Origin of the sequence: Salipaludibacillus daqingensis (genome assembly GCF_029891575.1) — a bacterium.
In the GTDB taxonomy this organism is placed as follows: Bacteria; Bacillota; Bacilli; order Bacillales; family Salisediminibacteriaceae; genus Salipaludibacillus; species Salipaludibacillus daqingensis.
The window spans coordinates 67,943-89,615 of the sequence record NZ_JARZHF010000013.1 but is presented as its reverse complement, the minus strand read 5'-3'; the positions used below and the strand labels follow the sequence as shown (position 1 = coordinate 89,615).

The following is a 21,673-nucleotide window of genomic DNA, read 5'->3' as shown; positions in this document are numbered from 1 at the left end:
CGCTCTTAGTTTTGAGCGTGTCCTTTTGGACTTGTCACCGCTCCTCCTATGAAGCAAGCATAAGAGGAACAAGTAAAAAAAGTTAGTCGTTTTTTTCAAAGTGTCCTTGACATGGGGTCCACTTTAGGTGTTACGGTCGTTTTTTATATGTATCATGCGGGCATCAGGCATCACTTGAATTTTCACTAAAATGGATCGCAAGTTGCTGCGCAATTTTGCTTTGACGTGAATTTAATTAGGAAATTTAAGTTTTCTTATTAATCTTATCTTTTATTATTATGACAGCTATAACGCCAATCGTGACTGCCGTAAAATTAAGGAAAATATCCCGGTAGGCGTTTGGATGGAGCGTTACAAAAAAACCTGTTAGCCAAACATATAAAAAGACAATCCCCATGGAAATAACATAAGGAACAACATATGTGAACACCTTACTTTTAAGCTTTATTCTGTCAAATAAACTAATCGTAATCACAGCAATAAGTACAATCGCTGCTCTATTTAGTATATGAATATTTAAATCTGTAGGTTGTCCTGAAAATAATTGAATGGAACTACTTATGAGTGTTGTGATTGCAAAAATGACACAAAAAAATAGAAATCCACGTTTTAATTCCACCATTATTTTACTTTTCACAATGGAGACAACTCCTGTCATCAAATATTTTAAAGTAAGTATAATTCCTTTTGTGAAGTTTGTCACTAACGCTATTGTAAACGTCTTGCAAACAGGACTACTTCTCTTGATTAACTAGAAGTTAAGGGAAGTGTTTATTGTGCTCCTTCAAACAAATGGAGACAGTTCTCGTATTTCATCATAAATTCACGGGAACAAAACAGGGAACCGTTCCTAGATTGGGAGTTAAATTACCTTCTGTCTGAACGAAAATAAACATGTTCACTTTTGTCATTTCTAATACCCTATATAGACAACATTTCCCCCACCTTGTTCCCTCTCACCTTGCGTAGTGTCCCTCTTTCAATTCTTTCATAAACGTGATTAACTCATCTCTATTACAGGTGGCAATTCGTTCTTTGTTTTCTTTGTAGCACATGCAAACTTCCCCTTGATAGAGAACATGCAATGAATTGTTCTTCGTGCCTTTCCATTCATATTCCAATACTATGTCTTCCGTAAGACTCATTGTCATCACCTTTTCTAGATTATTTTTAGCGATATTATTATCTATATTTTATCATCGCTATATTGTGTTTGTCTGTAGAAAAACGTGTAAAGGAAAAGTTGAACATATTAAGTACCGACATATATTCTCCAATGTGGTTTAAATCATAATCTATATACATTAAAAATAAATTGTCCAAAGTGCTCAGCCATCTACTCGTTTTTCATAAATAATCAAGGGGGGCTTAAAACATCACACTGATTGGAGAACCGTCCCCGCTTACCACCCACACATAAAAAATTAAAATAGTATCACACTATAAATAGGAGGTGATTTATTTTGAATCGAAATAAATCGAAAGTTTCAGTAACTTTTTTAGTGATAACTTCATTCACTGCCTTTTTATTATTGCCGTTTGCGATTGTAAAACGATCATTTAAGGACTGGATTATTGTTTACCTTGTTAGTATTATAGGAAATTATTTTGCTGACGGATACTTGGTATCGGAAGGTTATTTAAAATACAAAATAAGGCCTTTCCCTAAGAGATTTAAAGTTCACTTGCCTTTTGATTACATTCATTATCCTTTATTGCTCCTTTATTACAATCAATGGACGTTGAATAGTAAACCACTAGGCATTTTTTTAAAACTATTTCCATTTGTGGTACCTCAAGTAATCATTGAGACCATTCTAGCCAAAAAGACGAAATTAATTACATGGAAAAAAGGATGGTCATGGTATCACTCGTTCATAACTTTACTTCTGAAGTTTGTATTATGTAGGAGCATTATCGCCCTTATTAGACTAATCAACAAAGGTAAAATCTCAACAGAATAGAAAAATCGGAGACGAATGAAAAACGCCACCTTATTTTGAAATATTAGTATAAATGGAAATGGTGAATGAGAAGATCGAAATCACTGCGCGATGGCTAAAATTAAAACCTCAGTGCTATCTATCTCGTTATTACATATAATGAAGATAGTTAAATGGTAAAAAAGAGCTGAAAATAAGATTATTTATTGAATCGCTAAAATTCGAAGTTAATTCTAAAATTCCTGCTACTTATTTTTTTGTGTATTTTTTGATCTTATTTTGTGCCTGAGAAACGCGACTTCCTTCGTCTGGACAATCAACAAATTTGCCTGCTTATCCCACATACGAAAAACGACCTGAACGTGAGCAATCATCACGTCCAGGTCGTTTTTATGTGGCAAAACTTCCGATTGATCCCTTTAAGAACCGTCCCCATTCATCATAGGCAAATGAACTAATCATCGGAATCTAGGTTCTTACCTAGTCCATTTGATATTTTTGAAACATAGGCTATACGGAAGGTTAAGGACAATAGAATGACTTGGTCCTAATCGAAAGGAGAATGTATATGTATCAACATGGATATTATCCATCGCATATGAGAGGTTCCGATGAAAGGTTCAGTCCATTGACTGCTGGATTAATAGGTGTTGGTTTAGGTTATTTAGGCGGAGGATTATTAAACCACCATCATCATCATCCATCAGGATACGGACCTGGCCATCCAGGGTACGGTCCTGGTTATGGAAGTGGAGGTGGCTTCGGCCCTGGTCAAGGTGGTTATGGTCCTGGTTTTGGAGGCGGCTTCAGTCCTGGGCAAGGATACGGAGGTGGACCTTGGCAATCCCCTGGTTATGGGGATGAGTTCGGGTACGGACCTAATCAAGGTTTTGAACCAGGATACGGATCAGGTTTTTGGGGGTATGGTCAAGAATCTGATTCTGGATATGGATTTTCAAATACAACGGGAAATGAAAATACTTGGTATGGCCCCGAACAAAATAACCCAGAATTTGACGGATGGGACAGTTCTGGCTTGTTTCCAGGATATCCCCCAAGACTTTATTAAAAATAATAAAATCAGCGCCTAAGTGAATGACTATCACACTGAGGCGCTGATTAATGGTTAGACTAGGGATAGGATTTTCAATGTTGCCGCATGAGAACCGTCCCCATTCATCACTTCTTCATCACTCATTAAGGTGTTGTCATTGTGTAGTAGCTGAAGGGAAACGTTGGATTAACGATAGCTTGCTCTCTTTCGTATGTAAGGGATACGTGAGCAAATCGTTCATCTTCCACTTTCCTTGCCAGCCTTCTTGCTTCTCTTTCCTTAAAGGAATCCAAAGCCTCTAGCCCTATATCTGCTAGTTTTCTCTGTCCTGCAATGGTTGGATGGATGTCTGGATTGTTTCCTCCATCTATAACAAAGTTCTTTTGATTTTTTCCAAATGCACTATATGCATCAACGAGGATGACATCGTTTTGCGTTTTATTTAGTTGATGAACGTGTTTTTCAAAAGTTTCATTAAATTCTGGTAAAACGTTTTGTGCCAAGTCATGCATCGGGTAATGCGTCTGAAAAGGATTATATATGTTATAAATGATAACTGGGGCATCTGTTACTCCTCGAATCGTTGCGATGATTTTCTTAAGATTACGAAATAACTGATGCTCTTCTAACTCTACCTCTAAATGGTCATCAAATGATTTCGTTTCATCAATTTCACTTAATACCCAAGCCGAAAATAATGCTTCAATTAAATCGTTATTCCCAATATTTAAGGTGATATAATCAGCATGGTGAAGCGCCCGCCTGTAAAGCTGGCTTTCAAGAGCAGTAAGCAAATCCTCAGATCGCCAGCCAGCGACTGCTAGATTTGGAACAAGCATACCAGCGTCTAATCCTATCAAATACGGAAATGCATAGTTAGAAGGGGAACCATTATCATCACCAAGATTATAGCCAAAAGGGATAGAATCACCTATTGCGACAAGTGTTTCCTTCTTATTTGCATGATCATCATCGTTTCCCGCTAAAAATATCGTTGGAAACATAAGTGTTATGATTATTAGTAAAATGAAAAAGCGGACGCAACGTTTCATAACCTGCATTTACCTCCCTTTTTATCAACTACATTACTCTCTAGTATAAATGAAAATGAATAAAAAAGTTGTCGAAAAAGCTTATGTATTTTTAAAATAGGGAAAAAACCATCGTTTTCACAGCTTCAAAAAAGATCATTGTCTTACTCGTCCCCACCCCTCTCTTATTCCTTAATGATATTCGTTTGCAGAACAAATCATGAGTAAAACAAACCTATTATATCTCTATTATTTATGTCGATATTACCCCTTTTTCGCATTGAAAAACAGGATGCGCTTTCCTTCACGCACCCTGTTTTTCGTCAAACATTATGAACTTTGATCTTTACGCATTTGCAGTTCAGCGACCGCATCATTAAATTCTCGTTCGGTGTATTTATAGAAATACATTAATATCAATCGAATAATAGAACCTACGGCTGGTAACAGAGCAATAACGAAAAACAACCCTTGTAGCGTCCATTCCGTCTGCGCTTGATTCGGAACATAATTAACTACTGTCAAAATCACTCCTGTCGCACCACCTGCTATGGCAATAGAAAGCTTGCCTGTAAAGGTTTGTCCAGAAAACGTTACCGCTTCCGATCGCTGTCCTGTTCTAACTTCTGTCAACTCGATCGTTTCAGCAAGCATCGCCGAAATAAGTGGACCTGTTGCAGTATACAAAATCATTGTAACTGTTAAAAACGCAAGGACAACCATCGTGTTCCCGTATCCAGTCATGAAGAATACAACGCGAACGATAATATCTATAATCAAAACCGTCATGAGTATATGTTTTTTATAAAAATATTTAGTAAGCATCGGAATAAAGAAGAATCCCACACAGCTGACCAGACTAATAATACCAAAGATAGCCATTAATGAAGCGTTTCCAAGATTGTATGTGAAAAAATAGATGTTTAGAGTCAACGTGATATTGACAAAAACGTTGCAGAAAAACGTCGCTAAAATAATAAACATCGGTTTGTTTCCTTTAACTATTTTTATCGCATCGCGAATTCGTACGCGCTCTTTCGGAGGTTCCACACGTTCTTTCGTATTTCGAAAACCAACGTACATGAACGGAAGCATAAGTAATGATAAAATGACAACCGCAAAGAAAAATCCATCATTTAAACTACCGCCACCAAGAAATTCTGCTAAAGGTGTAAAAAGAAGTGTTGGAATCCCGATCCCTACGAAAACTCCTAAATTGGCATACGTAACAAGTTTCGTTCTTTCTTGAGGTTCCTGACTCATCACAGCTGACATGGACCAAAATGGTACGTCAGAAAGTGTATAGAAAACTCCCCATAAAATATACGTAGCTCCTGCAAAAATCACACTAGCTGTAGGGCTAAGATTCAGTGGTAAAAAAGCGATAATCGTAATCATGGATATGAAAAAAGGCATATAAAGCAGATATTGACGAAACTTTCCATGTTTGGAGCGCTTCGTATCCATAATAGATGCCATAAGTGGATCATTAGCGGCATCAAAGGTACGAGCGATAACAAAAATCATACTTGCTGCTAGTGCAGAGATTCCTAAAATATCGGTGTAAAAGTACAAGATATAAGTCCCCACTAACCCGAAACTCATACATTGACCCATTCCGTAACTAAAATAGGAAAGAACCTCCTTATTACTAATCTTTTTTCTTTCCGGCGCTTCTGTGTTAATTACTTGTGCTCGTTCTTCCATCTTCCCTCTCTCCTCTCTTATCATTCAAAAATAAATCCACGTGTATGTTTATGATTCATCAGTTTTTTCACTTCGTCTGGATCAAATTTGTACTCGTGATCATGAGTAAGTAATCCATTCACCTCTTGTTCAACATCTGAGAGCTGTGTGTAGCAAAAACCACAGAAGTGCTCATTTTCCATGACTGCCTTGATTAATGCAGACATTCTCTCCCATGCTTGTTCTTTCGAGTCTGGACGATCTCCATATCCCCATCCGTTTTCTTCGGATAAAACATTTTCAGTATAAGCGACACCGCCAAACTCACTTAAAAGAATCGGTTGACCTTCATACTCATAACCTTGTGCATACGTATATTTATTGCTTGTTTTTGAAGGAGCGCCATTAACAAAAGAGTCTTTGGAATCGTATGCTTCCTTTATTTGTTCAGCTTTCTGGTTATAATCGTGAATCGTTAAAATATCTGTGTTCGTATGTTCCCAACCATCATTTCCTACAACGAGTCTTGTAGGATCCATGGATTTCGTTAACGAATATAATGAGTCAACAAAATGTTGTTGTTGCTTATTCGCATAAATCTCGTTTACACCCCAAGATTCATTCATAAGTGTATAAATAATTGTACTTGGATGGTTATAATGTTTTTGAACAATCTCTTGCCATTCTGCATAAGCTCGCCCAATCGATCCACTATGAAACTTGTAAAAGCTCGGCATTTCCGCCCAAGTAACTAAACCTAATTTGTCGCACAAATATAGATATCGATGTGTCCCAACTGTTTGATGTTTCCTCACGCCATTAAACCCCATTGCCTTTATTTTTTGAATATCCTCGAGCTCTGCTTGTGGATGAGGCGCTGTCATAAGCGTTTCTTTGTAGTACCCTTGGTCCAATATTAATTTCTGATAAAATTTCTCATTATTTAGCAATATTTCATTCGCTTCTGTAGATATACTCCTCATACCAAAATAACTCTGTACCTGATCTTTCACGGATTCGTTTGTTTCTAGCGTAAATACGATGTCATAAAGCTCAGGTGATTCAGGTGTCCAATAAGCAATCCTGAAATCAGGTAAGTCTGAATCAATACAAAGGGTTGTTTTCGTATAATCCTGTATATTTTTCACCGTCACATCTGTTATTAACGTATCTCGTAAATAGACTTTCATTGTCAGCGCTACCCTCTCTTGATTTGCCAGACTCCGAGGGAAATGACAGAATGACTCTACAATCAGTTGTCCTCTATCGATATCCGGTGTCATTTGCACACGCTCTAAGTAGAAATCGCTTACAAATTCCATCCATAGAGATTGCCAAATGCCAGTTGTTCGAGAGTACCAACATAAAAAATTCGAATCTTTCCAAGACTGCTTGCCAATCGGTTGATCTGTTCTGTTAAAATCCTCCACACGAACAGTAACTTTCAATGTTTCTTCATTTGTTCTTGGCTTATAAGTGACTGTGAACGGTGTGTGTCCACCTTCGTGAACACCAACTTGCATACCATTAATCCAGACGATTGTTCTGTAATCAACCGCTTCAAAATGGAGGAGTACTCGTTTATTTTTTTGCGTATCTTCTAGATCCACTTCTCGCTCATACCAAATGATCGGAGCATTTTCCATATTTGTAGTTTGACTTTTACTTTCCTGAACGAAAGGAACATGAATCCTTCCTGAAAGTGGTATTCTTTCAAACCAACGCTGATCGATCCCTTCATCTTCAGGATCTGTAGTAAAATTCCAGTAGCCGTCTAGTTCGATCCAGTTATTTCTCTGAAACTGGGGGTTTGGAGAAAAGGTTTGCTTCATTTTTTGTGGCAAATCGATCTCACACTTCATAACTATCAACCTTTCATTATCATAATAGTAGTTTTATTACTGTTTAATCGGTAATAATGAGTAAAAATAAAGCGCCTTCATTGGCGTGGTTTTATTATAACTATATTTTCAGTAATAAACAAGGGGAAATAATCAAAAAAATAATTTTGTGATTATTTCCCTCTTCGAAAAGCATGATCGTATATCTTAATCTTTACTATGAATTTAAACGCTTACGTATTTGCTTTAAGGTAAACACCTTGTTCATAGTTACCAAATTTATGTCCAAATAAGTTAAAACCGCCTTTATTTTCAGCACCTTCTTTTATTCCTATTTTTACGGATATAAAAGGGTGTTTCTCCAGTTTTAAATCTTGAATAGTAGTCTTATCCATTATTTTTTCCCCATCAATAAAGCAGCCTTCGGTAGTGATTCTCCATCGTTTAAGCATGCCATACTGTGTATAATTTGTGTGCCACCAAGACGGTGTTAAAAATCCACGCTTCCCTCCAAAGTCACTGGGGGATGTCCACATACCGACGTCAACACCATTAATCCAAACCGTAATATCTGATGGCCAGTCCAGCTTATGATTCGGTGCTTCTGAACATAATTCAGCCGATATCTCTATCTCTTTTGCATTTTCACCATATGTAATTTTATTTTGAAACCGGTATTCCACGAACCCATCTCGCATAAATAGTAGCTGAGCATCCTTTCTATTTGGGTCATAAAAGGAACGGGGGTCATCTTGCATCCCTATATAATTCTTTTCACCAACAATTCCACAATTAGGGTAAACTTGGCAGTCAAAATATTCACCAATAGGCATATCAATGAGAAACTGTTTATCATTTTCTTCCATTTCTTTTTCAAACAAATCTAAAATGATCCGGTCGTAATTTTTGGCATTCACTTTTTGTGTCCCACGACCTGGTACTAGTTCTGTCGATATTAATTGTGCATCTTCCAACTTCTTTACATTTGTAGCTGTAGTAGAAAAAGGGAGATTTAATTTATCAGCTAGTTCATTAACGTTATGAGGACGCACACTCAGGATACGTAAAATTTCAAGCCGATGTTTATTTGCTATCGCTTTTAATACTTGTAACGATTCTTCATCATAAGATAAATGCTTCGACTTCATACTATTAATCCACTCCTCTTTATCATCTGTGCTATTTTACAACAATGCTATCTCATCCATAATATTTTTGTCGGATTATTTAAAAATCATGATACTTAACTAAGTATAACAATTTATCGGCTCGTATTTCATTCTTTTATAATTAGAAAGTTCATCACAGACACTTCGCGCTATATTTTTCAAAAGCAGAATAGGAATAACAACGACTCTTCTAGTGGATTCTTCTCATTGTTTACTTAAAGACCTATCATAATCATTTAGTATCGCTTAGTATTATGTGTAGATGAAACTTGATACCATCTGTTCAATGGAGGTTTTTTGCGATGATTAAAAATAATAAAATTAAAGCGGAAGAGGTACACTTGACTGGACTTGACGGAGAAGATTTAGGCATTCTGCAAACTTCTGAGGCTTTAGCTATGGCGAAAGAGAATAAAGTAGATTTAATCTGCACATCTTTAATGTCTAACCCCCCGCCTGCAAAGTTAATTGCATCGAGCGCTGCAAAAAATGAAAAACAAAAGGCACAAAAGAAGGCTCGAAAGCCTAAATTAAAGGAAATCAGATTGACACCATTTATTGAAGAACATGACTACGACACAAAAAAAAGACGTGCAGAAAACATTCTGCAGTCAGGTGACTCCGTTTATTTCGTCGTCAAAGGCAAAGGAACAGATCAGTCGAAAGAATTGTTAGCAAATTTATTGAACGATCTCAGTCACGTCGGCACGAAAAAAACTGGCATCCAGATAAGTGGCAAACAATCCATAGTACAGGTCGACCCAGTTTAGTGGTGAATGGGGACGGTTCTCGTGCGGCATCTATGCCGCACGAGAACCGTCCCCACACCTCATTTAAGCTGTTTTTGACGTTACATTGGTTGTTTTTCTTCGATAAAGGATGGCGTTGATCTCAGCACCAATGACTAAAATGATTCCGATAAGGAAGAACCAGATCATTAAGATCACCACACCTCCCAAACTTCCGTATGTTTCTGAGAAATTTCCAAAGTTATTCACATAAATGGAAAAGCCATATGACGTCACAAGCCAAGCAATCGTGGCAAACAAGGCCCCTGGAATCGCCGTTTTAAAAGGAAGCTTCAAGTTCGGTGCAAAATGATAGAGTGAAGTTAGGATACCAGCAATGATAATCAAACTAACGGTCCAGCGAAGCACTTGAAATAGCATCTCCGTTTCACTTGGCAAATTCACGATGGAATGGACATAACTAATGATCACATCACCAAAAATAGGTAAAACCAAAGCAATAATAAGCGCAAATATCATCCCAAAAGTTAACCCAATAGAGAGAAGTCTAACTTTCAGAAAAGGCCGTTTATCTTTTACATTATATGCTAAGTTAGATGCTTGTATAAAAGCATTCATTCCAGTCGATGCAGACCAAATCGTACCAAGTATACCGATGGTCAAAAGGCCACCACGTTGTTCAGTCAAAATACTAACTATTTGATCCTCAAAAACGGATGCTAGTTCTTCAGGCATGACGTTACTAATAGTCACCATAGCCTGATTAGGATCGAGATTTAGATAAGGTAAGATTGACAAGATCAATATAAGCATAGGTATTAACGATAAAAGATAATAATAGGCCTGCGCCGCTCCCAAAAGGGGAACTTTATCTTTAGAAAACTCCTGTCCTAATGTTTTCAAAAATGAAAGTATATTTCTCATTCACTAAGCCTCCCAAATAATGTTTCTTCCTTGTATATCCCCTTTATTTGGACTAGTTAACCTTTGCTTTTTTGAAGAGGCTCGTATAAAAACCTGTAAAGGACGTAGATGTATTTTCTATTAAGGCACACATATGAGATAGCATTCATTCATGCTTCTTTTCGTTAAAAATTTCTATTTAAAATTAGTCGGAGTAAGTCATAGAAAATTCCGTTTATGATACAAAAATGAAGTGTGAGAACCGTCCCCATACCCCACCCATACCCCACTACTGCCGCACGAGAACCGTCCCCATTCAACACCCATTCACCACTCGTTCATCTTTGATAGACCAACTTTTTGAAGTATTTAGCGCTGGTTATTGTTGTTATATAGATGAATGGGAGAATAATAAACGACTTTGTTTTTAACATTCTTTTTTGGAGCAAGATGAGGTCGATGGTGAACATAAAAAGAAACGATTTTACTTCAGATAATAAACCACCTGTTTTCACCAATGATGTTGTCACGTAGCCAAATAGTAGCCCAAACAATGGCGCAACTTTTATATGGGTTTTCCACGAATGGTTATGTTTTTTCCCATATTTAATCATTCTCAATACAGCCAATATAAAAATTATATTCATCCAAGTAACTTGGACGAAGGAGAATAGAGAGAAAAATAACATTCGTGGGTATTCTTTTGTTATCATTTTGTTCCACCTATCATTAAAAAAGAAAGAACTGAAAATTAACACAAACGTATACTTTGTTTTCCACCAATTATGTTTAAAAATCCCTAAATAAATAAACACGATTTCAATCAGTGAGTAACAAATACTAAAAACCAACTTCACTTTCCACCCTAGACCAAAAACTGTTATAAACAGTGCTGATACTGGGACATAAAAGAATTGAGACATAATAGAACCGAAAATATTATCTAAATCTTTCTGCTTTAAGAACTTAGGTGTATAGACATATCCTTGGAAAAGAACAATTACGATATAGTCTAGTATATAAGCCCATCCTATAAATGAAAACAACAATACAACGTGTTTTTTTCTCTGTTTACTTTTATAAAAAGTATAGATCAACATGATTAAGTGAATGATTCCCAATAAAATGTAAGGATATTTACTCTTGTTTTTCTTCAGATTCATGGCTAATCACGCCCTAAAAGTTTTGTCTGATTAGTATTAGTAAAAATACACATCATTAACCAAAAGAAGACCGTGAATTTGTTTTTTTATGTTATTAAAAAGTTAAATAAAATTGTCCTTATTATCACGCCCTTTATATGCTTGTTTCTTCACTTCCCTTGTTTTTCTAGCAAGCTTTGTGGGTATACACACTTAGGACTGAATCGTGTGAAGAGTCGTCCACGTTTCAATACTTAAAGGAGGGTTATTTTTCATGTCACCGGAACTTGTTGGACTTGGGTTTGTTGTTTTAGCCGTTTTTATTGTCATTGGGAAGTGGGTGCGAGTATATACTCCCTTACTACAAAATATATTTCTTCCTTCTTCGATTATCGCCGGTCTTATTGCACTTTTGGTTGGTCCCGAAGTGCTCGGACGATTAATTTCTATTTTTACTGAAGAAGGCTTTTTTCTAAATCAAGGGTTCCTGACAGATGACATTTTGTCTGTTTGGTCTACCCTTCCAGGGCTATTTATTAATATCGTGTTTGCTTGTTTATTTCTCGGAAAAGATTTACCGAGCTTAAAAAAAGTGTGGGACATTGGTGGACCTCAAGTTGCCATGGGGCAAATGGTATCCTGGGGGCAGTACGTCGTTGGTTTGTTACTCGTCTTATTATTACTGACTCCTTTATACGGAGTGAATCCTTTAGCTGGTACACTGATCGAAATTAGTTTTGTTGGTGGACACGGGACAGCTGCTGGTTTAGGCAATACATTTGAAGAGTTAGGATTCGCAGAAGGTTATGACATGGCTATAGGATTAGCAACGATCGGTATTCTCAGTGGTGTTCTTATCGGGATTATTCTTATCAATTGGGGAGCTCGAACGGGACGTGCAAAGGAACTTGGTAGAGACGGTAAAGTCTCTGTGGATGGACAACACGGGATTATTGACTTTGATGAACGTGACTCTGGAGCCGACATCACTACGCGACCAGAATCGATTGAACCTCTATCCATTCACCTCGCCTATATCGGTGTTGCTGTTGGAATTGGGATTCTTCTGTTGGAAGGATTGATTATACTTGAGTCGGTAACATGGGGACCTTTAACAGATACATACTTAATGATCTATGTACCGTTATTCCCTCTCGCCATGGCTGGCGGGATTATTGTACAAGGTTTTTCTCAGCGTTATGATAAATTCAAGATTATTGATCGGAAACTAATTAACCGTGTTGGCGGGTTATCTTTAGATATATTAATTGTTGCTGCTATTGGTACGATTTCTCTACAAGTCATAGGGGACAATATTGTTGCCTTCGTATCATTAGCTTTGGCAGGTCTGATTTGGAACGTTTTTGCGTTTTTAGTATTAGCTCCAAAAATGATCCCTTCTTATTGGTTTGAACGTGGAATCGGTGACTTCGGCCAGGCAACAGGCATCACAGCAACAGGATTATTATTAATGAAAGTTGTCGATCCCGAAAATCGGACACCTGCATTAGAAGGCTTTGGCTACAAACAAATCTTGTTCGAACCATTAGTAGGTGGTGGACTATTCACAGCAGCAGCCATGCCACTTGTTGCTCAATTCGGTCCCGTATCCATCCTCATTTTCGCATTTATTGTGACCATTTTCTGGCTCATCCTTGGCTTGTTTTATTTCGGGAAGAAGTAACAGGGTGATGAACGGGGACGGTTCGAGACCAGTAAAAAAGTGTTATATTTTCAGAAACGTTATTAAAATTATAAGTTGAGATGCATAAAGGCTTGATGATCCCTGCGCAAACTCGCTTTCCGCGGAGAAGTCGTCAAGCCGCTTCGGACTTTGTCCTGTAGGGTCTTGACTGACTTCCTTTTCCGCAGGAGTCTCGCTTGCTCCAGTCTCATCAACTACCTCTGCAATAAGTTAAATTGGATTATTATGCATTCTAATTTAGGTGAATTGACTTTTTCAGCAGTCTCGGACGGTTCTCGTTCGGCATTTTTAAAACCAAATATTCTCATAAATACTCAAAAAGTGGGTGACATTGTAAGCAATGTCACCCACTTTCTTATTCATTATCGTATTTTCCACAGGTTTGTCCCTACTCACTCTTTGAATCTGGGTAGATCTCTAATATATCTCGATAAAAATTATCATTAATCGAAATCTGTGGCCTAATCTCTTGTACCATCGATTCAGCTTCTTCGATTGTTGACGCTAATCCTAGTTCTAGTAGTACACCAATTGCCACACTACCTGTGCGGTTTTCCCCACCTTTTCAATGAAGAATCGTCTCTTTCCCTTCAAGGTAAGCTTTTGCAACATAAGAAATTGCTTTCCGGAGATTTCTTGATTGATCTGGTATTCCATCCTCTAATGGAATATGAACCCATTCCGTGCTTTCATCTTTTGCAATACTTTCATTTGCTTCTGCTCGGAGATCAACAACATATTTAATCTTTTTTGCATTAATAATAGACTGCACTTCTTGTTCTCCACACATGAAAATACTATTTAAAAGCTGATGAAAGTCTGCCATGTTTTTGATCCCTCCAACACTTCTCTGTTTTTTTACCTAACCGCTTTAGAGTTTTGCTTTATACTCTAATCTACGACGGTGTAAGATAGGTTCTGTGTATCCACTAGGTTGAATCGTGCCTTTGAAAACGAGTTCGCAAGCTGCTTGGAATGCAACAGAATTATGATAGTCATTTGCCATTGGGTCGTAATTTGGATCGTCCGCATTTTGTTCGTCGACGACTTTGGCCATTCGTTCCATCGTTTCTTTCACTTGGTCTTCCGTGCATATCCCGTGGAATAGCCAATTAGCCATATGTTGACTAGATATTCTTAACGTGGCACGGTCTTCCATCAGTGCCACATCATTTATATCTGGAACTTTGGAACAGCCAACGCCTTGTTCCACCCAACGGACCACGTAACCGAGAATCCCTTGAGCATTGTTGTCTAATTCCTGTTGTATTTCTTCATCACTCCATTTGGAATCGGATGAAACCGGAATCTCCAACATATCTTGTCGATCATTTTTTGTTTCTTTACTCATCGTCGTTTGGATTTCTGGTATATCAACCTCATGATAATGCAACGCATGAAGCGTGGCAGCTGTCGGTGATGGAACCCAAGCCGTATTCGCACCTGCTTCCAATTGACCTCGTTTTTGCTGAACCATGTCGTTCATCAATTCAGGCATGGCCCACATCCCTTTACCGATTTGAGCTCTATTTAGAAACCCTGCTGCGAGACCTGTTGTGACATTCAAGTTTTCATAAGCTTGCAACCATGAGGATGATTTCATCTCATTTTTTCGAATCATTGCCCCTGCTTCCATCGACGTATGAATTTCATCTCCCGTTCGATCTAAGAAGCCTGTATTAATAAATACGATTCGATCTTTAACTTCACGAATGCATGCTAGTAAGTTCAAACTCGTTCGTCTTTCTTCGTCCATGACTCCAATTTTCAACGTGTAACGATTCAAACCAAGAAGATCTTCCACTCGATTAAACAGTTTATTCGCAAAAGCCACTTCTTTCGATCCGTGCATTTTCGGTTTCACAATGTAAACCGAACCTTCAGAAGAGTTCTGATATTGCCCATTTCCTAAAAGCGTATGTTTTGCTAACAAACTCGTAAATACCGTATCCAATATCCCTTCAAAAACTTCTGCGCCACCTTTATCTAAAATGGCATTATTCGTCATCAAATGACCGACGTTTCTAACAAACATAAGTGACCGTCCTGACAGCGTTCGCTCTTTGCCTTCGATTGTTTTGTATACTCGATTTGGATTCAGTTTCCGTTCAACCGATTTGTTTCCTTTTTTAAACGTAACCGAGAGGTCGCCTGTCATCAACTCTAACCAGTTTCGGTAAACGAGAACTTTATCTTCCGCATCGACAGCTGCGACTGAATCTTCACAATCCATTATTGTTGTCAAGGCAGCTTCCATTAGAATATCTTTCACGCCTGCTTTATCTGTTTTTCCTATCGGATGATCTCGATCGATTTGAATCTCTACATGCAGTCGGTTATTTTTCAGTAATATAGCTTCTATTCTTTCTAGATCGCCGTTGTAACCAACGAATTTCGATTCATCATCAAGAACCGTCTTCCTTCCATCTTCCAATGTGACCGTTAATTTTCCATCATCTAACTTATATTCCACGACATTTTTATGAGAAGCATTCGCTAAAGGAATGGCTTGATCTAGAAAGTCTTTGGCAAACGACACCACTTTGTCTCCACGAATAGGATTGTAACTTCCTTCTCGCGTAGCGCCATTTTCTTCCGAGATCACGTCTGTGCCATAAAGTGCGTCGTACAAACTTCCCCACCGAGAATTAGCGGCATTTATTGCATATCGAGCATTATTTACTGGAACAACAAGCTGAGGTCCTGCTTGAAACGTAATTTCTTCATCTACTCCATCGGTTGTAATATGGAAATCTTCTACGTCAGGTTCTACATATCCAATCTCTTGTAAAAACGCATGATACGTGTCCTCATTAAAACTGTCCTTGTGTTCTTTATGCCAAGTGTCGATGGCCATTTGTATTTCATCACGACGTTGCAACAAAGCTTTGTTTTCCGGAGTTAAATCATGAATCAATCGATCTAACTCAGACCAAAAATGTTTCCCCTCCACTTGACTACCCGGTAACGCCTCTGACTGAATAAATTCATATAGTTCTTCCGCAACTTGAAGTTCCCCAACTTTCACATAACCTTTTTTCGTCATAACCATTCCCCCCTACTTAATTAATCAAATCTACTAATATTGTGGCATTGATCTGATCAAAAGTGAAGCATGGGGACGGTTCCCATTCGGCAAAGCTTTGACGAATCCCCTTGAAAAAACAACCAAATAAGGCCGATTTCACGCTCGTGAGCATGGAATCGGCCATCTAAAAAATCGTAAATTATTCCTCCATGTTGCTAACTCCGGCCCCTTCAAACTGAGCCGTCAGCGCCTCCACTGCTTCTTGATACTGATCATAATGCGTTTCTAAAGTTGAAATAATCTCATCGGTCTCTTCATGAGCTTGTAAATCCTCGGACAATTCAAAAAAGGTCCAATAGTCAATTAATCCTTGTTCTTCGATGTTTCCATGCCAAGGATCTTCCCCCTCACCAGACTCGAGAATAGCGGTGCTGACAATGAACATATCATTTAAATCCATCGATAGCATATAAGGCATCGATGCATATTCTCTTTCCAACGTCTCTTCAAAATCTTCATCGTTCACTGCTTCTTCCGTTCCGTCATCGACACTCCTATCATTTTCATGAGACATAAGCATCTCTAAAATGGGAGAAGGTAAACGGAACGGTTGCGGTAATTGTCCTTCCTCTGATGAGTTCTGTAGTATCTCTTCGATCGTTTCAGCATGATAAAATTCTTCCACCTCACCATTTACGTTTTCTTGATCATCAAAACCTTCCAAAACCGTTTCTTCCGATGACATATCCCAATTGTCTAATGGTTGTTGTGACTCACTCATCAGGGAATTTTCCACCCCTTCTTCTGCAAGACCAGGGACCAAATCAATTAACTCATTTTCTGCCAACCCTGGGATCATTTCACTTAAAAGATCGTCCATCGCTTGCCCCTCTTCTCCCAGTTGTCCCGATGTCTCATCCTCGAGTACTTGAGAAACACCGGTTGCTGGATCCATGACGCCCGCACCTTGAGAAGAAGTCGATTCATTCCTTTCCCTTTCAAAATATATGTGTTGGTCATTATTATTCGGTTGATCATTTGAATTAGAATGATTCTTGCTGTTACTCCTGTTCGTTCCATTCGTACTGTTCGATCTGAATTGATTATCTGCAAAATCCTCACCATAAGAATTCGTAGATTCATAATCTCCTTTATTCAGCTCAAATTCAAAATTAAATTCATCGTCATCAAAAAACTGGCTATCAGCTTTCGGATTGTTCTCATACCCACTAAAGATAATGAGACTTAGTAAACCGAACGCTCCTATGTATTTCCGCACTACAAGATCCCCCTACCAATTACATCCATGATTGTTCGATTATAACATATTGATAAATAAGAACCGTCCCCATACATCACTTTGCCGAATGGGGACGGTTCCCATTCGGCAATATCCTTCCCTATTTTCTTACGTTTGTTAGCCAAGCTTGATCTTGATCCATCATTTTTTTGGCTGCAAAGATTGTTAAAAATTGAATGACAATGATCGGTAGTCCCATCAGTCCTGAAACAACTTCTAGAGGTGCTAAACCACCTACTCTCATTAATACTAACGCAACGGCCGCAATGATGATTGCAATCATAATCCGTAATAACTTCGAAGGTTCTGATATACTCATATCCTTCGTACTCGTATAAGCTGCAATCGTATATGTGGTTGAGTCTAATGTCGTTGTTAAGAAAATCATTGCTACAATGGAAAAAACAATCAGAGCTAAAGTTGAAAATGGCAGTGATGCTAAAATTTCCGGAATGACAGCCATTTCATCTTGATTTTGCACAATATCCATTACAGCAACGCGCTCAGTAACAAATCTATGAACACCTAAACCACCGAGAACACCAGTTGCTACCCATGATAAAAGAGTTGGAGCTAATAAATACGTTAATATCATTTCTTTTATCGTTCTGCCTTGCGAGATTTTTGCTGCAAAAATACTGTGTAGCATCGCCCACGTTGCACTATAAGCAAACCAAAAGACCGTATTGCTTTGAACATGTGTAGCACCTTCTGTCGATAATGAATCCGTATAAAGCGAGATATTAATATAATTAGTTAATAAGTAACTAACCGTTTCTGTAAAATAATCTAAGATAAATACTCCCGGTCCTACGACCATAATGAACAAAGCAAACGCTCCTGCTAAATACATATTAAATGTACTCAATCTCTTAATTCCTTTATCAATTCCTAAATAGGCACTCATAGAAAAGAGAAATACCCAGAGAACTGTGACAATTAACGTTAAACCAAACGTCACTTCTATCGTAAATAATTGTGATAAATTATACGTCACAATTGGCGTTCCTAACCCTAATGTAACTGCTGCCCCCGAAAGAATACTGACGAGAAAAATTATATCTAGAAATTTTCCGCCGACACCATCGGTAAAACGATCTCCAAAAATACAGCGGCACGCTTCGGATATTCTCATCAAAGGACGTTTCCTCACATGTAAGATATAACCCATGGCAGGAGCCGCCATCACAAAAATAGCAAATACTTGGAAACTCCAAAGGAACATGCTATACGCATTTCCCATTAAAAGCGCTTCTGAGGATTGAGCTTCCAATCCAAAAGGAGGGTCTTCCGCAACGGCTGCCCATTGCACCATGCCAGTTCGCATAATGGTCGAGCCAACTCCCATTGCGATTAAAATCGAAGCATATTCAAACAACGTAAACCTCGGTTTTTCTTTTGGATCGCCTAACACAACTTTTCCATATTTAGAAAAAGAGAGGTATAAACCTGCACCTAATAAAATGATTGCATACCAAATATACCCCCAACTAAACACATCCACAATAGTATCAAACGTCCAATTTAACAAGTCTAACGATTGTGCCTCGTATATCGAAAAGGGGATACTAATCCCGATAATAATCAATAATGATGGGACAAAAATCTTGTAATCTAATAATTTCCCTTTACTCGTTTCTTCATTTTCCTTTCTCACAACAATACCTCCTACTACCAATTTCTTTTCCTAACCCCCATATTCCAAATTTCTTCAACTTTAAAACCTAGTTTTTGAGGAAGTGGTGAATGGCTGGTTAATGGGGACGGTTCTTGTGGTTAATGGGGACGGTTCTCATGTATCAGTGTCTTGCCATAACCATTCATATACCTTCGTATAATATGCATCTCGATGGACCTGTCATAAGATGTAAAGTATGTTATTTGCGGTTGATCTGCGCACTCACAAAAAATTAGTAATGGAGGATTTTGTATGAAAAGAACAGGATGGATTTATTTATTATTTTTAGTAAGCATACTTGGCCTCACTGGATGCGGAAATGGTAGCTCAACAGAGACCGCTGAAGCTCATGACTTGGAATTGCCAAATGGGATCGAGTCGAAGTTACCTTTACCGGCAGAGGCTAGCATAAACTTTCAAAATGAAGAAGATGGAACGTATAGTCTCATGTTTAGGCCAGGTATCGATTATCCCGATGGCATCGACTTCTTCTCAGATGGGTTCTCGTCGGATGGTTGGACGATCCAAGATGAAGATATTCCCGAAACAAATGAAGGTGAAAGGACAGCTGATTGGGGTGTATCTGGTCACGGAGTTGAGTTAAATGTAAGTTTAACGGCTTTTGGTGGTGAAGATGGATCAAATATGTCCGGTTTTATCGTCATTAATGAAGCAGACTAATCGTCATTAGAATCTGAAAGGCAGTATTCCTTAAAGCGGAACTGCCTTTTATGATGAATTCCACCTAAGATACTCCCCCCTTTAGTACTTCCTAAACGACAACGGTCGTCTTTTATCGGTCTCCACATCCTTTGTATCATAAAATACATACTTTTTTACAATAATTATGTAAACGTTACCTCCACTATCACGTCAAATATTTATCTATCTAATAACTCTGATTTATAAATATTTTCAGAAAAAACGGTTGTCTTTCCCGCTTTAAATAGTTAAACTAATCTCTATCGTTAAATAACTTAACAAAATAGAGGTGGTTTAAAGTGATTACTTTCCTGTTGGCAGTTATTCTGCTTATTGTCGGTTACATCGTGTATTCGAAAGTAGTCGAACGAATTTTTGGTATTAATGATCAGCAAGCAACACCTGCTTATGCTAATTCAGATGGCATGGATTTTGTGCCGATGAGTTGGTGGAAAGGAAGTTTAATTCAGTTATTAAATATTGCAGGACTTGGACCAATATTCGGGGCCATTTTAGGTGCTCTTTATGGGCCAATTGCCTTTATTTGGATTGTTGTTGGTTGTATTTTTGCTGGAGCTGTTCACGACTACTTTTCTGGAATGCTATCTTTAAAACATAACGGAGCACAATATCCTGCACTTGTAGGAAAATACTTAGGTAAAACGATGCAAGTTTGTATTAATTTGATTTCAATAGTGTTGATGATTTTAGTTGCTGCGGCTTTTACCGCCGGGCCTGCTCAACTCATTACTGAACTGACACCACTCAGTTTTATTGCTGCAATTATTATTATTTTTAGCTATTTCTTACTAGCCGCCTTATTGCCAGTTAACAAAATAATCGGCAGAATTTATCCTATTTTTGGCGGTATATTAATCTTTATGGCTCTGTCTGTTGCTTTTGCGTTACTATTTAGTAATCTTCACGTACCAAATTTAACGTATGCGAACCTTCATCCTGACAATCTTCCGGTGTGGCCACTATTAATGGTCACTATTTCATGTGGTGCTATTTCAGGTTTTCATAGTACGCAAAGTCCAATTATTGCAAGAACGTTAAAAAAGCAATCAGATGGCAGAAAAGTATTTTTTGGTGCGATGATCGCTGAAGGTATTATTGCATTAATCTGGGCCGCTGCCGGCATGACTTTCTTCGGCGGAACGGATGGACTGGCTAGTGCTCTCGCTGCCGGCGGTCCTGCTAGTGTTGTAAATGAGATTTCCATCACTCTTCTTGGGACACTAGGTGGCGTCCTTGCTGTGTTAGGTGTGATCATTTTACCAATCACAACCGGTGACACGGCTATACGATCTTCAAGAATGATGGTGATTGACCTATTAAGCAAAGGTTTTAAGAATGTAAAAGGCAAAGGTCTGATTATTGCAGCTACCTTGATCGTTACGATTCCTGCTTTCCTTTTGTCTACGATCGACTACACTTTCCTATGGCGTTATGTTGGGTGGACGAACCAATTGGTTGCCACCGTCATGCTCTGGACTGGTGCCATTTACTTGCTTAACAATAACAAGTTTCACTGGATATGCGGTGTGCCGGCTATGTTCATGTCTGGTGTCGTATGCACGTACATCTTTTATGCACCTGAAGGCTTTAACATGGGATACAACGTGTCAATGATTCTTGGTGCGGTCCTGACAGTCATCATTATCGGTTGGTATATAAAGAAAATCATGACACACCAAAAGCATGAGCGAACTCTAGCTAAATCAGCTTAGGAAAAAGTA

General features: G+C 38.2%; 18 protein-coding genes. 6 read left to right on the top strand and 12 right to left on the bottom strand.

Annotation, left to right across the window (positions count from 1 at the left end):
* Nucleotides 1-244: 244 nt before the first annotated feature.
* Nucleotides 245-637 (bottom strand): DUF6608 family protein, encoded by a 393-nt coding sequence (locus QDN89_RS20725; RefSeq protein WP_280772088.1) that lies wholly within the window; start codon nucleotides 635-637, stop codon nucleotides 245-247.
* A 319-nt stretch (nucleotides 638-956) separates the two neighbouring features.
* Nucleotides 957-1,145: a hypothetical protein gene (locus tag QDN89_RS20720; protein ID WP_280772087.1), complete on the bottom strand. Its 189-nt coding sequence runs from the start codon at nucleotides 1,143-1,145 to the stop codon at nucleotides 957-959.
* 318 nt (nucleotides 1,146-1,463) lie between these two features.
* Here QDN89_RS20720 and QDN89_RS20715 point away from each other — a divergent pair, with 318 nt between their 5' ends.
* A complete protein-coding gene (locus tag QDN89_RS20715; RefSeq protein ID WP_280772086.1) occupies nucleotides 1,464-1,964 on the top strand; it encodes a CBO0543 family protein in 501 nt (166 codons plus the stop codon).
* A 547-nt stretch (nucleotides 1,965-2,511) separates the two neighbouring features.
* The gene (locus QDN89_RS20710) at nucleotides 2,512-3,012 is read left to right on the top strand and encodes a hypothetical protein (protein WP_280772085.1); all 501 of its coding nucleotides are present in this window, start codon (nucleotides 2,512-2,514) and stop codon (nucleotides 3,010-3,012) included.
* 128 nt (nucleotides 3,013-3,140) lie between these two features.
* On the opposite strand, the gene QDN89_RS20705 is transcribed toward QDN89_RS20710, so the two are convergent.
* From QDN89_RS20705 to QDN89_RS20690, 4 genes are all read right to left on the bottom strand, one after another.
* Nucleotides 3,141-4,049, bottom strand: a complete 909-nt coding sequence (locus QDN89_RS20705) for an SGNH/GDSL hydrolase family protein (protein WP_280772084.1) — start codon at nucleotides 4,047-4,049, stop codon at nucleotides 3,141-3,143.
* 309 nt (nucleotides 4,050-4,358) lie between these two features.
* Nucleotides 4,359-5,735, bottom strand: coding sequence for an MFS transporter (locus tag QDN89_RS20700; protein WP_280772083.1), 1,377 nt, complete (start codon nucleotides 5,733-5,735; stop codon nucleotides 4,359-4,361).
* Between the two features lie 20 nt (nucleotides 5,736-5,755).
* Nucleotides 5,756-7,576, bottom strand: coding sequence for a glycoside hydrolase family 2 protein (locus QDN89_RS20695; RefSeq protein WP_280772082.1), 1,821 nt, complete (start codon nucleotides 7,574-7,576; stop codon nucleotides 5,756-5,758).
* Between the two features lie 212 nt (nucleotides 7,577-7,788).
* Nucleotides 7,789-8,703: an ArsR/SmtB family transcription factor gene (locus tag QDN89_RS20690; protein WP_280772081.1), complete on the bottom strand. Its 915-nt coding sequence runs from the start codon at nucleotides 8,701-8,703 to the stop codon at nucleotides 7,789-7,791.
* A 323-nt stretch (nucleotides 8,704-9,026) separates the two neighbouring features.
* Between QDN89_RS20690 and infC the strand changes: the two genes are divergently transcribed.
* The gene (gene infC / locus QDN89_RS20685; protein WP_280772080.1) at nucleotides 9,027-9,494 is read left to right on the top strand and encodes a translation initiation factor IF-3; all 468 of its coding nucleotides are present in this window, start codon (nucleotides 9,027-9,029) and stop codon (nucleotides 9,492-9,494) included.
* Between the two features lie 63 nt (nucleotides 9,495-9,557).
* Here the strand turns inward: infC and QDN89_RS20680 are convergent, their stop codons facing one another.
* Together QDN89_RS20680 and QDN89_RS20675 are read right to left on the bottom strand one after the other, a co-directional pair.
* A complete protein-coding gene (locus QDN89_RS20680) occupies nucleotides 9,558-10,397 on the bottom strand; it encodes a YihY/virulence factor BrkB family protein (protein WP_280772079.1) in 840 nt (279 codons plus the stop codon).
* Between the two features lie 317 nt (nucleotides 10,398-10,714).
* The gene (locus tag QDN89_RS20675) at nucleotides 10,715-11,539 is read right to left on the bottom strand and encodes a hypothetical protein (RefSeq protein WP_280772078.1); all 825 of its coding nucleotides are present in this window, start codon (nucleotides 11,537-11,539) and stop codon (nucleotides 10,715-10,717) included.
* Between the two features lie 253 nt (nucleotides 11,540-11,792).
* On the opposite strand from QDN89_RS20675, the gene QDN89_RS20670 reads away from it, so the two are divergent.
* The gene (locus QDN89_RS20670) at nucleotides 11,793-13,202 is read left to right on the top strand and encodes a sodium/glutamate symporter (RefSeq protein ID WP_280772077.1); all 1,410 of its coding nucleotides are present in this window, start codon (nucleotides 11,793-11,795) and stop codon (nucleotides 13,200-13,202) included.
* Between the two features lie 586 nt (nucleotides 13,203-13,788).
* Here the strand turns inward: QDN89_RS20670 and QDN89_RS20665 are convergent.
* The 4 genes from QDN89_RS20665 to QDN89_RS20650 all read right to left on the bottom strand — a co-directional run bounded on the left by QDN89_RS20665 (nucleotide 13,789) and on the right by QDN89_RS20650 (nucleotide 19,208).
* On the bottom strand, nucleotides 13,789-14,049 hold the full coding sequence (locus tag QDN89_RS20665) for a hypothetical protein (RefSeq protein ID WP_280772076.1): 261 nt from the start codon (nucleotides 14,047-14,049) through the stop codon (nucleotides 13,789-13,791).
* 45 nt (nucleotides 14,050-14,094) lie between these two features.
* Nucleotides 14,095-16,269: a malate synthase G gene (locus tag QDN89_RS20660; RefSeq protein ID WP_280772075.1), complete on the bottom strand. Its 2,175-nt coding sequence runs from the start codon at nucleotides 16,267-16,269 to the stop codon at nucleotides 14,095-14,097.
* Between the two features lie 181 nt (nucleotides 16,270-16,450).
* Nucleotides 16,451-17,530 (bottom strand): hypothetical protein, encoded by a 1,080-nt coding sequence (locus QDN89_RS20655; protein WP_280772074.1) that lies wholly within the window; start codon nucleotides 17,528-17,530, stop codon nucleotides 16,451-16,453.
* Nucleotides 17,531-17,651: 121 nt separating this feature from the next.
* Nucleotides 17,652-19,208, bottom strand: coding sequence for a BCCT family transporter (locus QDN89_RS20650; protein WP_280772073.1), 1,557 nt, complete (start codon nucleotides 19,206-19,208; stop codon nucleotides 17,652-17,654).
* Nucleotides 19,209-19,481: 273 nt separating this feature from the next.
* On the opposite strand from QDN89_RS20650, the gene QDN89_RS20645 reads away from it, so the two are divergent.
* Entirely contained in the window at nucleotides 19,482-19,910 is a 429-nt protein-coding gene (locus QDN89_RS20645) for a hypothetical protein (protein WP_280772072.1), read from the top strand.
* Between the two features lie 320 nt (nucleotides 19,911-20,230).
* Nucleotides 20,231-21,664: a carbon starvation CstA family protein gene (locus QDN89_RS20640; RefSeq protein ID WP_280772071.1), complete on the top strand. Its 1,434-nt coding sequence runs from the start codon at nucleotides 20,231-20,233 to the stop codon at nucleotides 21,662-21,664.
* Nucleotides 21,665-21,673: the final 9 nt, after the last annotated feature.